Source organism: Labrenzia sp. 5N (assembly GCF_012395805.1).
Classification (GTDB): Bacteria; Pseudomonadota; Alphaproteobacteria; order Rhizobiales; family Stappiaceae; genus Roseibium; species Roseibium algicola.
Window position 1 is genome coordinate 147595 of sequence record NZ_JAAZTM010000017.1, and the last position, 14309, is coordinate 161903.

The 14309-nt window shown below is 59.6% G+C and carries 13 protein-coding genes; 6 read left to right on the forward strand and 7 right to left on the reverse strand.

All coding sequences use genetic code 11. The features are described from left to right. Positions 1–338: 338 nt before the first annotated feature. Positions 339–1514 (forward strand): alpha-D-ribose 1-methylphosphonate 5-triphosphate diphosphatase, encoded by a 1176-nt coding sequence (locus HEP89_RS19280; protein ID WP_168692819.1) that lies wholly within the window; start codon positions 339–341, stop codon positions 1512–1514. Between the two features lie 218 nt (positions 1515–1732). Here the strand turns inward: HEP89_RS19280 and phnE (HEP89_RS19285) are convergent, their stop codons facing one another. From phnE (HEP89_RS19285) to phnC (HEP89_RS19300), 4 genes are all read right to left on the reverse strand, one after another. Next, positions 1733–2590, reverse strand: a complete 858-nt coding sequence (gene phnE / locus HEP89_RS19285) for a phosphonate ABC transporter, permease protein PhnE (RefSeq protein WP_168692820.1) — start codon at positions 2588–2590, stop codon at positions 1733–1735. 2 nt (positions 2591–2592) lie between these two features. After that, positions 2593–3507, reverse strand: coding sequence for a phosphonate ABC transporter, permease protein PhnE (gene phnE / locus HEP89_RS19290; RefSeq protein ID WP_077292639.1), 915 nt, complete (start codon positions 3505–3507; stop codon positions 2593–2595). Positions 3508–3675: 168 nt separating this feature from the next. Then, complete coding sequence (gene phnD / locus HEP89_RS19295; RefSeq protein WP_077292640.1) at positions 3676–4587, reverse strand: phosphonate ABC transporter substrate-binding protein; 912 nt, start codon at positions 4585–4587, stop codon at positions 3676–3678. 89 nt (positions 4588–4676) lie between these two features. Next, positions 4677–5498, reverse strand: a complete 822-nt coding sequence (gene phnC, locus HEP89_RS19300) for a phosphonate ABC transporter ATP-binding protein (protein WP_062488481.1) — start codon at positions 5496–5498, stop codon at positions 4677–4679. A 298-nt stretch (positions 5499–5796) separates the two neighbouring features. Between phnC (HEP89_RS19300) and HEP89_RS19305 the strand changes: the two genes are divergently transcribed. From HEP89_RS19305 to HEP89_RS19320, 4 genes are all read left to right on the forward strand, one after another. Beyond that, positions 5797–6669, forward strand: a complete 873-nt coding sequence (locus HEP89_RS19305) for a PhnD/SsuA/transferrin family substrate-binding protein (RefSeq protein WP_062488482.1) — start codon at positions 5797–5799, stop codon at positions 6667–6669. Between the two features lie 62 nt (positions 6670–6731). Further along, a complete protein-coding gene (phnC, locus tag HEP89_RS19310; protein ID WP_208997697.1) occupies positions 6732–7484 on the forward strand; it encodes a phosphonate ABC transporter ATP-binding protein in 753 nt (250 codons plus the stop codon). Further along, positions 7477–8310 carry a phosphonate ABC transporter, permease protein PhnE gene (gene phnE, locus HEP89_RS19315; protein ID WP_168692822.1) on the forward strand — a complete coding sequence of 278 codons (834 nt, stop codon included), beginning with the start codon at positions 7477–7479 and terminating at the stop codon, positions 8308–8310. The genes phnC (HEP89_RS19310) and phnE (HEP89_RS19315) overlap by 8 nt, the downstream gene beginning before the upstream one ends. Next, positions 8307–8981, forward strand: coding sequence for a class I SAM-dependent methyltransferase (locus HEP89_RS19320; protein WP_077292643.1), 675 nt, complete (start codon positions 8307–8309; stop codon positions 8979–8981). The genes phnE (HEP89_RS19315) and HEP89_RS19320 overlap by 4 nt, the downstream gene beginning before the upstream one ends. A gap of 24 nt (positions 8982–9005) precedes the next feature. Here HEP89_RS19320 and HEP89_RS19325 read toward each other — a convergent pair whose 3' ends face one another. Genes HEP89_RS19325 through HEP89_RS19335 form a run of 3 tightly spaced genes read right to left on the reverse strand, consistent with a single transcriptional unit; the run spans position 9006 to position 13734 of the window. Continuing rightward, the gene (locus HEP89_RS19325; RefSeq protein WP_055654850.1) at positions 9006–10178 is read right to left on the reverse strand and encodes an osmoprotectant NAGGN system M42 family peptidase; all 1173 of its coding nucleotides are present in this window, start codon (positions 10176–10178) and stop codon (positions 9006–9008) included. Beyond that, the gene (gene ngg / locus HEP89_RS19330) at positions 10175–11956 is read right to left on the reverse strand and encodes an N-acetylglutaminylglutamine synthetase (RefSeq protein WP_077292644.1); all 1782 of its coding nucleotides are present in this window, start codon (positions 11954–11956) and stop codon (positions 10175–10177) included. The genes HEP89_RS19325 and ngg overlap by 4 nt, the downstream gene beginning before the upstream one ends. 2 nt (positions 11957–11958) lie before the next feature. Further along, complete coding sequence (locus tag HEP89_RS19335) at positions 11959–13734, reverse strand: N-acetylglutaminylglutamine amidotransferase (protein WP_062488487.1); 1776 nt, start codon at positions 13732–13734, stop codon at positions 11959–11961. A gap of 84 nt (positions 13735–13818) precedes the next feature. On the opposite strand from HEP89_RS19335, the gene HEP89_RS19340 reads away from it, so the two are divergent. Beyond that, positions 13819–14295, forward strand: a complete 477-nt coding sequence (locus HEP89_RS19340; protein ID WP_023001062.1) for a MarR family transcriptional regulator — start codon at positions 13819–13821, stop codon at positions 14293–14295. Positions 14296–14309 lie beyond the last annotated feature (14 nt).

Here is a 14309-nt window from a genome sequence, read left to right on the forward strand (position 1 = left end):
GGCCCACTTGAGCGGCGGCTTGGTTCGAGGTTTCGTTTCGCGCCTGTCCTTCTTCCCTGTGCTCTTGCCTTTCCAGCCGGTTGAGCGCAGATTTTGTGTCCGACCCTGCTAATCCATGCCTTCGCCTGCAATCTGCAGATTTTTCCGGATTGTCACGGATCCGTTGAACGACTGTCACAATTTGCGCCCGAAAGAGCGCTAGATCATCGGTCGATCAACCGGAAACGCGTTTGCTTCCGGCCCCAGTTCACTCCCGCTCTCGCGGTGTCATATCTCATTGCGGTCCGCTACCAGGCCATCCTTGAATTCGTTCGACCTGCTCGCCGGAAGGAGTTTCCATGACTTATGCCGACAATCGCGTGCCCTCCGGCAGCGCCCTGACAGTTCTGAAAAACGCCCGGCTGGTGCTCGCCGATGAAGTCGTCAGCGGTCACATTGCCTTTTCCGAAAGCGGGATCGTCTCGGTGGATCAGGGCAGCGCGCCGCAAGCCGGGTTCGACCTTAAGGGTGATTACCTGCTGCCGGGGTTGGTCGACATTCACACCGACCACTTCGAAAAGCATGTCTTTCCGCGTGCACATGTGCGCTGGGATCCGCTCAGAGCTGCGATGGCCCATGATGCTCAGATCATCGGCAGCGGCATTACCACCGTGTTCGACAGCCTCTGCGTGGGGGCGACGATCAAGAACCCGGAGCGCCGCGAAATCCTGGCGCCAATGATCGACGCTCTGGAAACGCTTCAGTCCGGAGGCATGCTCAAGTCGGAGCATCTGGTGCATCTGCGCTGCGAGATCACCGATGGCGAGACCACGCGCCTGACGGAAGAAAACATCGGCAAGGACATCGTGCGCATGGTGTCGGTGATGGAGCACCTGCCAGGCCGGCGCCAGAGCAAGGACGTCGAGGCCTATATTCACCGCCGCATGGCCGACACGGGCGAAACACGTGCCGTTGCCGAGCGTGAGACGCAGGAGCTGTTGAACTTCTCCGACGAAGTCAGCTCGAAGGTTCGTCCGACTGTGGTCGCGCTGGCGCATGCACACAAGCTGCCGCTGCTCAGTCACGACGATACGGAACTCGAGCACATCGACGAAGCCCTCGGCGAGGGTATCAGCGTTTCGGAATTTCCCTGCACACTGGAGGCAGCCCGCAAGGCCAAGAGCCACGCAATGCACGTCGTCGGTGGTGCGCCCAACGTCATTCGCGGCGGGTCCCAGTCGGGCAACATCGCGGTCAGCGCACTGTTGGCGGAAGATCTCGTCGACATCCTGGCTTCGGACTACGTCCCGCGCTCGCTGCTCGACTGTGCGTTTCTTGTGGGGCTGGACGATGCGTTCCACGCCGACCTTCCGGCAGCTATCCGGATGGTTTCGAAAACCCCGGCCGAGGTTGCCGGACTGTCAGACAGAGGCGAGATCGCAGAAGGAAAACGCGCCGACCTGCTTCATGTCGGCGTCCTCAACGGACATCCCTTCATCAAGCAGGCCTGGCGGAACGGACAGCGGGTGCTCTGATCATTCGACTGTTTGATGTGCGTTGCCTTTTTGGGGACTGATCGTGTGGTGAGGTCACGGCATGGATGCCATGGCTTGACCATGGCATCCATGCCGTTTCCGAGGTGAGCATGAGGCGTTGATCAGGATTTTCCGAGGTCTTGCTGATTGGGAGGCATGCAGCGGAAAAAGGAAACTCGGCGGGAGGAGAAAAACGCTGCCTCTCCCCCAGGTGAAAATTACTTTCGCCCCGGTTCCAGGCCGATGATCCGCCGCCGCAGGAAACCGGAGAAGCCGTCGATCAGGTAGACCATGAAGATGATCAGGAAAATGATCGTCCAGGCTTCCGGCCAGCGGTAGGCGTGGATGCGGTCGGCGAGGAGGAAGCCGATGCCTCCGGCGCCGACAATGCCCAGGATGGTGCCGGTGCGGGTGTTGGATTCAAAATTGTAGAGGATGATCGACAGGATCACCGGCAGGGCCTGCGGCATAACCGCAAAGCGGATTGTCTGCAGGCTGCCGCCGCCGGAAGCGCGCACGCCTTCAACCGGCTTTTGACTGGTGTTCTCGATGGCTTCCGAAAAGAGCTTCGAAAACGTGCCGACTTCCGAAACCGCAATGGCCAGAATGCCGGCCAGCGGCCCGAGGCCGAAGGCGCGGATGAAGACGAGTGCGAGGATCAGCTGTTCGATTGCCCGCAGGGCGTCGAAACCGCGCCTGACACCGAGCCGGAGCCAGGACAGTGGCAGGATGTTCTTGGCGCCCAGGAATGCCAGTGGAAACGCAACCAGCGCTCCCAGAAGCGTGCCCATGAACGCCATGGCGACAGTTTCCCCGAGACCTTTCAGAACTTCCTGCCATTCCGCCCAACTTGTCCAGATGTGGGGTGGAAACATGAAGGCGAGCACATCGCCAAAGCGGGTCGCTCCGTGAAGGAGTTTTTCAGGCGCAAAGCCGAAGTCCCACAGGCACCAGCCGGTCAAAAGAAGGAAAGCCGACCAACCGGCGAGACGGATCAGGCGCGTCCGGAGCGGTGTTGAAAAGGCGCCTGGTACGAGCGTTCTGGCGCGGGCGATATCTGGACGTTGTGCGGTCATGATCAGATGCCTTTTCCGGTCAGGCCGATGATGCGATGACGCACCTTTTCGCTCAGCATGTCGATGACGATCACGGTGAGGAAGACGATCAGGAACAGGGCCGAAAGATCGGTGTATTCCTGCAAGGACATTGCCACGCGGATCTCCTGGCCCAGGCCGCCTGCGCCGACGAAGCCGATGATGGAGGAGGACCGAACGTTGATCTCGAACCGCAGCAGCGTGTAGCTGATGATGTTCGGGACAACCTGGGGCACGATGCCGTAGCGGATCTGGTCGAACCAGGTGCCGCCCGACGCCTTGATGCCTTCGAGCGGGCGCATGTCGGCATTTTCGTTGGCTTCGGAATAGAGCTTGCCGAGAGCGCCGGTGGCATGAAGACCGATGGCGAGAACACCGGCCAGCGGGCCGACGCCAAAACAGAAAACGAAAATGAGGGCCCAGACGAGATCCGGAACCGTCCGGATGATTTCCAGGAACCGGCGGGTGACGTTCAGGACCAGTCTGTTGGGGGAGAGGTTCCGTGACGCCGGGAAACTGAGGAGAAACGCACCGACGATGCCAAGCAATGTTGCCATATAGGCGATCAGGATCGTTTCCAGGAGCAGCCAGAGCCAGACCTTCCAGCGCCAGAACCAACCGGCAAGATCCGCCCCGATTGTCTCGCGGTGAAGCTCCGGCAAGGTCTTGTAGAGATACTCTCCAAGCCGTGGCAAACCTGCCCAGATCTTCCACATGGACACACGGTCGCCATCGGGCAGGGTGACGTCGGTCATGTCGAAGAAACCGCCTAACCACGCCGTTGCGAAGAAGCAGAGTGCGAAGACCGTGGTCGAGACGAGGTTTACCCGGAGGGCTGACCGGCGGGCGGCAGCATAATCGATTTCGAACCGGTCAATGGCAGGGGAGAGCGCTGTCATGCCTCTAGTTCCAATGATTTTGGGCAGGAGGCGCTGACGCCGCAGCGTTCTGCGCCACAAGTTTTTCCAGGCGTCATCCCTGGAAACGCGAAGTGCCGCCCGGGATGACAATGGTCGGGTCGTCGGGAGGAACCCGGATCGGCCGGTTTCCTCCCTCGCTCTGAAAAGTCAGCCGCCGCGGCGCTGTTTCTTCAGCCAGTCCCGCATTTCGACGATCCACTGGTAACGGTCGTGATCAACCTCGATCCACGCTTCCTGGGTGCTGTCTTCGCCGCCGGTCATTTCGATGAATGCCAGCGTATCCTTTTCCGGGATTTCCATGACCGCGGTGCGCATGGCATCGATCAGGCCCTTAGGCAGGTTGCTGCGGGCAGCCAGCGGACCGGAAGTGATTTCCGGTGACTTCCAGATGGTGCAGATCGCGTCTTTCTCGATCATGCCCTTGGTGACCATGCGCTGCGGAATGCCGTCTTCCTCGTTGGTGATGTAGGTAGCGGCAGCGTCATACTGCTTGTTGTAGACACCAAGCACACCGGTTTCATGGGCCCCGGAGAAGGGAATGGCACCGAAATAGGTTTTCGGCTCGTAGCCTTGTTTGCTGAGGTTGAAGTAAGGCACGGCATAACCGGACGTGCTGTCCGGATCGGCAAAAGCCAGTGTCTTGCCCTTCAGGTCGTCAAGGGTCTTGTAGCCGCTGTCACAACGCACGGCGACGACCGAGAAATAACCGGTGGAACCGTCCTTCTGCAGGCGGGAGACAAGCGGAACGACACCGCCGTTGGTTTCCGTGTAGGCAGCGGCATAGGAAGACGAACCGAAGAAGGCGAATTCGATCTGGTCGGCCGCCATGGCCTGGATCACGCCGTCATAGGATCCGGCGGTGAAGATTTCGACATCAACGCCGAGTTCGTTCTCCAGGTACTTTTCGAAAGGCGTGTAACGGGCGATCCGGTCTTTTTCGTTTTCACCGGAAAGAATGCCGAACTTGACTGTCTTGTACTGGTCCTTCCAGCTGTCCGCCACGGCCGGGGAGGCTGCAAGAACGGCAGCGGAAACGGCTGCTGCAAAAATGGCCTTCATCTCAAGTCTCCTTTGGTGCCGGCAGATCCGGCGATTTGCGCGGCAAAGGCCGCTTCAAGAGCGAGAGCGGATGATCCGCTTCGCGAAGGTCAGGCCCCGACAGCCTTCATCGGCGGCCGGGAAGTGGTTGTCGAAAGGGAGGTGGAGGTGACTGCTTCGTTGATGTCACCGGAAAGATCGTCGGATCCGTAAATCTGCCGAACCCTTTCACTAGTCAGGGCGTCCGGCGTGCCGTCGAACTGAACCCGCCCGTCCTTCATTGCGATGATCCGGTCGCAGTAGGCACGGGCGGTGTCGAGCGTGTGCAGATTGACCAGCACCGTAAGACCGTCCGTCCGGTTGATTTCGCGCAAGGCGTCCATCACACGACTGGCGTTGGCCGGATCAAGTGAAGCAATCGGTTCGTCGGCCAGCATGATGCGCGGGTTCTGCACCAGCGCCTTGGCGATGGCGACGCGCTGCTGCTGCCCGCCGGAAAGGGTTCCCGCGCGTTGCAGCGCCTGGGGCACAAGGTCCAGCCGGTCCAGGGCTTCGATGGCGCGGGCGCGGTCCTCGTCAGTAAAGGATCGTGTCATGGAGCGCAGGAACCCAGTGTGGGCGATGCGGCCAACCATGACATTGGTCAGCACATCCATGCGCTCGACGAGATTGAACTGCTGAAAGATCATGGCGCAGGACGCACGCCAAAGCCGCAGATCGCGACCCTTCAGGGCCGTGATGTTCTTTCCCTCGTTAAGGATCGTCCCCCGGCTGGGGTCGGCCAGCCGGTTGATCATGCGCAGGAACGTGGACTTGCCGGCACCGGACCGGCCGATCACGCCGACCATCTGTCCCTTGGGAATGGCAAGGGAGACACTGTCCACCGCGGTCAGGTCTCCAAAGACTTTAGATAATTGCTCAATGACCAGCATCGGGCCCTCCGAAAAACGGAGAGCGAACTAGCAGACATGTGCCGAGAACAGATGTCTATACGATTATACTTTTATGAAGTTTTACGACAGAAGCATCGAGAAAATTTGCCGGAAAACAAATAAGATCAAGTTTTGTCTGGAAGTTCGAAGTTAAAGAAATTTTCTGCTTCGTAGATCCATCTTTCTCTGATGTAAATTTCGTAAAATTTACATAATACGGTCACGTTCCGCGGCGCGCGTGTCGTTACGCTCCTGTTGCCTTGCCGGCTTTGTTTCGGCTGTCTGAGGAGTTCCTGTCATGCGCTTTTTGAAATCCGCCGCACTCGCGGCTGCCGTTCTTGCCGTTTCCCTGTCTTCTTCCCTGGCCGACACGTTCAAACTGGCCGTTACCGACGTGGAGGGCCTGGAGCGGCTGCAGGTTGAATGGGGGCCGTTCAAGAACGCCCTTGAAAATGCAACAGACCACACCTTCGAGTTTTTCCCGGTTACCAGCCGGACCGCAGCGGCTGAAGCCTTGCGCGCCCAACGCGTCGACTTTGTCGTAACCGGTCCTGCCGAGTACATCGTGATCAACAAATTGACCGAAGCCCGTCCGCTTATAGGTCTTGGCCGCCCGGATTACTTCTGTGCCGTCGTCGTACGAGCCGACAGCGGTTTCACGCGGCCGGCCGATCTCAAGGGCAAGAAGGTGGCCTTCGGTGATATCGGTTCCACTTCTAACATGCTGTGCCCGATGCAGCTGATGGCCGATTATGGCGTCGATCCGGTCAAGGACATCGAGAAGCTGCATACTTCGCGCAACATTGCGCATGAAGCCTTGAAGAAGGGTGATGTTGCCGCCATCGGGATCAATCACAATTCGTGGATTGGCACCCGCAACAAGGATGATAGCGTCCCGAACGGCTTTTTCCGGGTAATCGCCCGTTCCGGCGATCTGCCGAACGACATGATCATGGCCGGAGCCCATGTCGATCCCGCGACAGCGCAGAGCCTGCGTCAGGCGATCCTCGACAACAAGAAATCGATCATCGCCGCGATCCTGCAGCACGAGGAAAACGACAAGTATTCGGGCATGGATCTGGTGGCGATCGAAGATGGTGCCTATGACCTGGTGCGGTCCATGTACACCACCGCCGGTTTCCCGCAATACGACAAGTTCATCGGCGAATAATGGCGCAGCCTCTGCTCCAGTCCGCCGGCGCAATCGCGCCGGCGGTCCCAGCCCGACAGCCCGTGACGGAGACGCCGTGTGACCTGAAGGTCGAAGGCCTTTGCAAGACTTTCGGCAAGGACCGGAGCGTGCTGCGCGAAGTTTCCTTCTCCGTGGGCCGTGAGGAAGCTGTTGCCTTGATCGGTTCAAACGGTGCTGGAAAATCGACCGCATTGCGCTGCGCGCTGCGTCTGATCGAGCCGGAAGCCGGTTCGGTTCTGTTGTTCGGTGAAGACATTTCCTCCGCGCGACAGCGCCAGCTCAGGCGGGTTCGCACCGAGGTCGGCTTTGTCTTTCAAAAGCACAACCTGGTGCCTCGTGTTTCGGCGTTGACCAACGTAATCCATGGCAACCTGGGCCGCACCGGTGGCATGCGCGGCTGGTCGCAGTTTCTCGCCAAAACGGCCTTGCGTGACCGGGCAATGTCTTGCCTCGAAAGGGTAGGGCTCGCGGACCATGCACTGAAACGGGCGGACCAGCTCTCGGGCGGTCAGTCCCAGCGGGTTGCGATCGCCAGAGCCTTGATGCAGCAGCCCAGAATGATCGTCGCGGACGAACCCGTTGCCAGCCTTGATCCGGTTGCCGGCCAGGAAGTGATGGACCTCTTCCGCCAACTCACCCGGGAGGAGGGGATCACGCTCCTGTTCACCTCGCACAACGTGCAACAGGCGCTCGCCTACTCCGATCGGGTCCTTGCGATCCGGCAGGGAGAAGTCGTTCTGGACGAGAAGAGCAGCAACCTGAGTGTTGCAGATCTGGGGAGGCATTATGGCTGATCTCCTAACATTGAAACGCTCCCGCAAGCCGGATCGGTTCGAACGCCCGGGTGCATTTCATTTTGTCGCCTATGTCGCGCTGCTGGCCTTCGTTGTCTGGTCGTTTCAGGGGGCAGGCTGGTCGTTTTCCGCTCTGGTTTCTGGCGGTCCGGCGCTGATCGACTTCCTGTCGAGGGCCTGGCCGCCTTCGCTGGAAAGGTTGCCGCAACTGTCAAAGGCGTTGCTGGAAACCTTTCAGATGGCGCTCGCGGGCACACTTATCGGCATCGTCCTCAGCCTGCCGTTGGCGATCCTGGCCGCAAAAGGCCTGACGCGGCCGTCGATGTTGTCCCGGGCTGTCTATACCTGTGCCCGCTTGCTGGTCGCCCTCTTCAGGACGGTGCCGGATCTGGTCTGGGCATTGGTCTTTGTCATTTCGGTTGGACTTGGCCCATTCGCGGGCACGCTTGCGATTGCCGTCGACACCATCGGTTTTTGCGGACGCTTCTTCGCTGAAGCCATGGAGGATGTGGAGAAAGGACCAACCGAGGCGCTGACAGCGGCCGGTGCAGGGCGTTTCGACACGATCTTCTGTGCAGTGGTACCTGCCGCGATGCCCTCCTTTATCACCACCTCGCTGTTCGCGCTTGAAAAGGCCACGCGATCCTCAGTCGTGCTTGGTCTTGTCGGGGCAGGGGGCATCGGCATCGAACTCAAGGTGGCCATGGACTTTTTCGACTACCAGCTCGCTATGACCATCATCCTGATGATCTTCGTGCTGGTTCTTTGTGTTGAGCGGCTTGGCACAATCGCCCGCAGCCGGATACTGGAAGGATCGTCTCAATGAGCGACACGCACACTCTGGAAAAAACCGATACCGCCCATCTCGCGTGGGACAAGCGCTGGCAGACAGAAGAAGGCCGCGCGGATTGGCTGCGTCCGGAGGCGGACGTTGCCGGTCTGATCGAAAGACTTCAGAAGCAGGGGCCGGTGAAGGCCCTGGATCTGGGCTGCGGGGTTGGCCGACATGCGCTTTCCTTTGCCCGCGCCGGGTTCGAGACCCACGCGATGGATCTTTCCGAAGCGGGGCTGGGTGAGCTGAAAAAGAGCGCGGCACTGGAAAGCATGCAGATTGCGACGCATCTGGCGCCGATGACGTCGCTGCCCTTTGAGGATGACAGTTTCGACTATGTCCTGTCCTTCAACGTGATCTATCACGGTGATCCGTCGATCGTCCGTACAGCCATTTCGGAGATTGCCCGGGTGTTGAAACCTGGCGGAATCTACCAGGGAACCATGTTGTCAAAGCGCAACGCGAACTTCGGGATCGGGACGGAAATTGCCGCGGACACGTGGGTTCGTGAAGGGGACGACGACAAGGATCACCCGCATTTCTATTGCAATGCGGGTGAACTGGTTTCGCTTTTCGACCGGTTTGAGCTGAGCTACCTGGAAGACAAAGTGCACTCGAAGCCCGGGTCGTGGCACTGGCACATGATCGCGGAACTCAACCGCTGAACGAGCCGGTCTCGGCGGCGGGCGTTATTCGCCCGCCGGTTCCGGCAGCGGTTCGTCCGTCTCCGGATTGAGTGTCTGGTCGGCATCGGCGGTCGGCTGACGGGTAAAGCCCTTGAGGTCCGCAAATTCGCGGGCGTCCCGCTGGATTTCCACCGGGCTGAGGGCATAGCCGGTCGCCAGTTCGGCGAGCGAGCGCAGCGCGTGCATGTGGATGCGCTCATAGCCGTGGCTGGCATCAACACCAAATGTGATCAGCGCCGTGCGCACGTCCGCACCCGCCTCGATGGCGGTTGCCGCATCCGAGCGATAGAAGCGGAAGACATCCTTCTGGAACTTGATGTCGTTGTCCCGGCAGAGTTGGACCATCTTGCGGGTGAGATGATAGTCGAATGGTCCGGTCTGGTCCGCCATGGCGATAGTGACGCCGAATTCGTCCGAATTCTGCCCTGGGGCAGTGGTGCCGTTGTCGATGGCAACCAGCGACGCGATGTCTGGCGTCAGGATGGACTGGGCGCCATGGCCGGTTTCCTCTGCAATCGTGAACAGCCAGAACACGTCGACCGTCGGTTCGATGTCGGATTCCACCAGCGCCTTGATCGCCGCCAGCATCACCGCAACACCTGCCTTGTTGTCCAGGTGGCGGGAAACGATGAAGCCGTTTTCCAGGAACTCCGGCGCCGGGTCTATGGAAACAAAATCGCCGACGTCGATACCAAGCCGGTGCAGGTCGTCTACCGACTTGGAATAGGCGTCTACGCGAAGTTCGACGTAGGGCCATCCGACCGGAAGTTCATCCACGCCGGTGTTGTAGGTGTGCCCCGACGCCTTCAGCGGCAATATGGTGCCGGTGTAGGCGCCGCTTTCGGAAAAGATCGTCGTGCGGGCTCCTTCCGCGAAGCGGGCGGACCAGTGGCCGATAGACACCAGCTCCAGTCGGCCGTTGTCTTTCAGCGATTTTACCTGGGCGCCAAGCGTATCGAGATGCGATACGAAGGCCCGCGCGGGACGGCGCGACTTGCCGGACACTCTCGCCCGAACACCGCCACGGCGGGTAATTTCGTAAAATACCCCCAGCGCCTCCAGTTCCTTGGAAACGTGCCGGACAATTTCGTCCGTATAGCCCGTCGGGCTGGGGATTTTCAGAAGTTCCTTCAGTCGATCGTTCAAATAGGAAATATCGATATTCAGCAAGGTCATGTTCCGGCCCGGTTCAAGGTCGTCCTGACGGGTTGAGGCACCGACAGGGGAAACAGGAAGTCCACGAAGCGTTCTGCGGTTGGCTGAGGTTCGTGGTTGGCGAGCCCCGGCCGCTCGTTCGCCTCGATAAAGCGGTACTCCGGTTGTCGCGGGTCTTTGACCATCAAGTCAATGCCTGTCACCGGAATTTCAATTGCGCGCGCTGCCTTGATCGCGGCTTCGATCAGGGTGTGATGGGTTTCACCAGTCACATCATGAATGGTGCCACCGGTATGAAGGTTGGCCGTACGGCGGACCGGCAAGGTCTTGCCTTCTGGCAGAATATCTTCCAGCTGAAATCCGTTGGCTGTGAGGCAGCGCAGAACCTCGTCGTCCACTTCGATCCTGGATTCCCCGCCTGTTGCCGCAGACCGGCGGCGGGACTGGATTTCGATCAGTTCTCCAATCGTGGCCTTGCCGTTTCCGGTGACCTCGGCCGGTTTGCGCAGGGCGGTCGCCACTACCTTGTAGTCGATCACGACAAGCCGCAGATCCTGACCGGTCACGAATTCCTCCACCAGAACATCATTGGAGTGGGTACGGGCAACTTCCACCGCAGCCATGACGTCTTCGGTCGTTGTCAGTCCGATGGCGATGCCCTTGCCCTGTTCACCGCGCGCAGGCTTGACCACAACCGAACCGTGCTGGTCCAGAAACGCGGCGATCTCATCAGCGGATCCTGCCAGGATCTGGTCAGGCACGTTTACACCGGCCCTTTCGACGATCCGGCGCGTGGTGGCCTTGTCGTCGCAGATGGACATGGCGACGGCGCTGGTGAATTCGCTCAAGGATTCCCGGCAGGCGACCGAGCGGCCACCATAGGACAGGCGGAAGAAGCCGCCTTCCGCGTCGATGATCTCCGCCTGGATACCGCGCCGCCGTGCCTCGTTCACGACAATGGTGGCGTAAGGGTTCAGCTTGTCTTCAACGGCAGGGCCGGCGAACAGGGCCTCGTTGATGGTGTTCTTGCGCTTGATGGTGAAATAGGGAACCCGCTCGAAGCCGAGTTTGTCGTAAAGGCCAATGGCAAGTTCGTTGTCGTGAAGCACCGACAGGTCCATGTGCGGTGCGCCCTTGCCCTTGAAGACCTCCGCCATGCGCCGGACCAAGGCTTCCCCTATGCCCGGAAACCGGGCCTGCGGGGAAACCGCAAGGCACCAGAGCGAACTGCCGAGATCGGCATCATTGGTGGCCCGGCTGTGATCGACGCCCATTGCCGTGCCGACGATGACACCGGTCTCGTCTTCTTCCGCCACGAGCACCGTGATGGTGCGCGGATCGAGTTGCGACCAGAAGAACTCCGGCGGCACCGGCACCATGCCGCGGGTGAGATAAAGTTCGTTGATCGCCTCCGCATCACTGCGGGAAGACAAACGCCGTACCGTGAAGCCCTTGCGACGATTACGCGCCGGCCGGTAGGTCGCGAGATCCAGGCGGAACGTGTGCGAGGGGTCAAGGAACAGCTCCTGCGGGGCCGAGCCGACCAGTACATGCGGATCACGCACATAGAACGCGATGTCGCGTCTGTCCGGTCGCTCGTTGCGCAGGACCTCGACCAGTTTCTCGGTTTCGCCATAGGTGTTGGCAAACACCAGCCGTCCCCAGCCACAATCGATAAACCGGTTCTTCTGGGCTTCCGTCTCGTCCAGCCGGTATTCCGGTTTGAGCCCATGCTGGCGCATGCGCTTCAGGCGGTGGTCAAACGCACCTTTCGGTCGCGAAGGTTCATTCTCGGCCATGTTCAGACCTCCTGTGCCTGCAGCCACATTTCCAGAAGCGCGACCTGCCAAAGCTCGGAACCACGCAAAGGCGTGATGTATTTGGTCGGGTCGGCATACAGTTTCTGCAGGTAAACCTCGTTGAAGAGGCCTCGTTCCCTGGCGGCCTGACTGGAAAGCGTGTCGCGCACCATGTCGAGGTAGTCACCCTGGATGTATTTCAGCGCAGGCACCGGGAAATAGCCCTTCGGACGGTCGATGACGGCACTCGGAATGACCTTGCGCGCAGCTTCCTTCAGGACGCCCTTGCCTTCCTGTGCGAGCTTGAACTCGGCAGGAATGCGTCCGGCGAGCTCGACCAGTTCGTGATCGAGGAACGGAACGCGCGCCTCAAGGCCCCAGGCCATGGAGTGGTTGTCGACACGCTTGACGGGATCATCCACCAACATGACGTTGGTATCGAGCCGCAGGGCCTTGTCGACCGGATCGGCAGCGCCGGAGCGGGCGAAATGCTCTTCGACGAAGGCAAGGCTTTCATCCCTGGCACAGTGGTAGGCGGGGGAAACAGCCTCTGTCATCTGTGCTTCGGTCCGGTCGAAGAATGCCGTGGCATAATCAGAAACCGGACTGTTTGAGCCGCTGAGCTTCGGATACCAGTGGTAACCGGCAAAGACTTCGTCGGCACCCTGGCCGGACTGGACCACGGTGATGTGCTTGGAAACCTCACGTGACAGCAGATAGAAGCCGATATTGTCATAGGAGACCATCGGCTCGGACATCGCCTTGATCGCTCCGGGCAGGTTTTCCTGAAGCTCGGAGGAAGGGATGAAGATCTGCTGGTGATTTGTTCCGTAGTGTTCGGCAATCAGGTCCGAATACTGGAATTCGTCGCCCTTTTCGCCATGTGCTTCTTCAAAGCCGATGGAGAAGGTCGCAAGACCCTTCTGGCCTTCCTCGGCCAGCAGACCGACGATCAGGCTGGAATCGACACCGCCGGACAGGAGAACGCCGACAGGTACGTCGGCCACCATGCGGCGGCGAACGGCTGTGCGCAGGCTTTCCAGGACTTCATCGCGCCAGTCGTCGGCGCTGCGGGCAAGATCTTCCGCCGTCTTTTCAAAACGCGGTTCCCAATAGGTGTACTCGGAAGAGGTGCCATCAGCTTCAAGCGTCCGCACCGTGGCCGCGGGCAGCTTGCGCACGCCGTTCAGGATCGTGCGCGGCGCGGGAACGACAGCGTGCCAGCTCATGTAGTGATGCAGCGCCACCCGGTCGATCGACTTGTCGATGCCACCGCCTGCCAGAAGTGCAGGCAGGGAGGAGGCAAAGGCAAGACGCCCATTCGCTTCGCTCAGGTAAAGCGGCTTGATGCCGAACCTGTCGCGGGCAAGGTGAATGCGGCCGCTGTCGTGCTCGTGAATGGCGATGGCGAACATGCCGTGGAACCTGGAAAAGCAATCCTTGCCCCACTCGGCCCAGGCCTTGAGGATGACCTCGGTGTCGCTGGTGGAGAAGAACGAATAGCCGCGGCCAATCAGGTCGGATCGCAGCTCCTGATAATTGTAGATGCAGCCGTTGAAGACCAGGGACAGGCCAAGCGCCATGTCGGTCATTGGCTGCGTACCACGTTCGCTTAGGTCAATAATCTTCAGGCGCCTGTGGCCAAAGGCGACCCGGCCGCGCTGCGTTACACCCATACCGTCGGGGCCGCGCGCCGCCATGGCGTCCGCCATCCGGCTGACCCGGACAACGTCTGCCTGACTGCCATTGAAAACCACTTCGCCGCAAATGCCGCACATATTGAAAAAAATCTCCGTTTTGTAACTGGACGTGCACTATATAGAGGTCTAATCATTAGAGTTCAAATTAATAGAGGTGTAATAATGCAGGCGATGCAGGCATCGCAAGTGGTCAAGGCTATCCGGAAGATCGTCCGGGCCATTGACTTGCGCTCCAGAGAAGTGTCCAGACTGACCGGGCTCACGATCCCGCAAATCGTTGTTTTGCAAGGGATTCGAGATCTGGGTGAGGTGACGACCAAAGCCCTTTCGGACAACGCTGACCTGAGCTCGGCGACCGTGGTAACCATTCTCGACAAGCTGGAAGAAAAGGGTCTTGTCGAGCGGTACAGATCCGTCTCGGACCGGCGAATCGTCCATGCCAAGCTGACGAAAAGTGGAAAAGAGGTTGCCTCAAACCTGCCTGGCCTTCTGCATGAAGAGTTCGTGCGAAAGTTCGATGATCTGAATGCCGAGGACCGGACGCACCTCGTTTCTTCAATCGAGCAGATTGCCGAAATGATGAACGCGCACAAGCTGGATGCGGCACCCATCCTGATGACGGGAAAGCTCTCGGGTTAAATCTTCGGGGAACT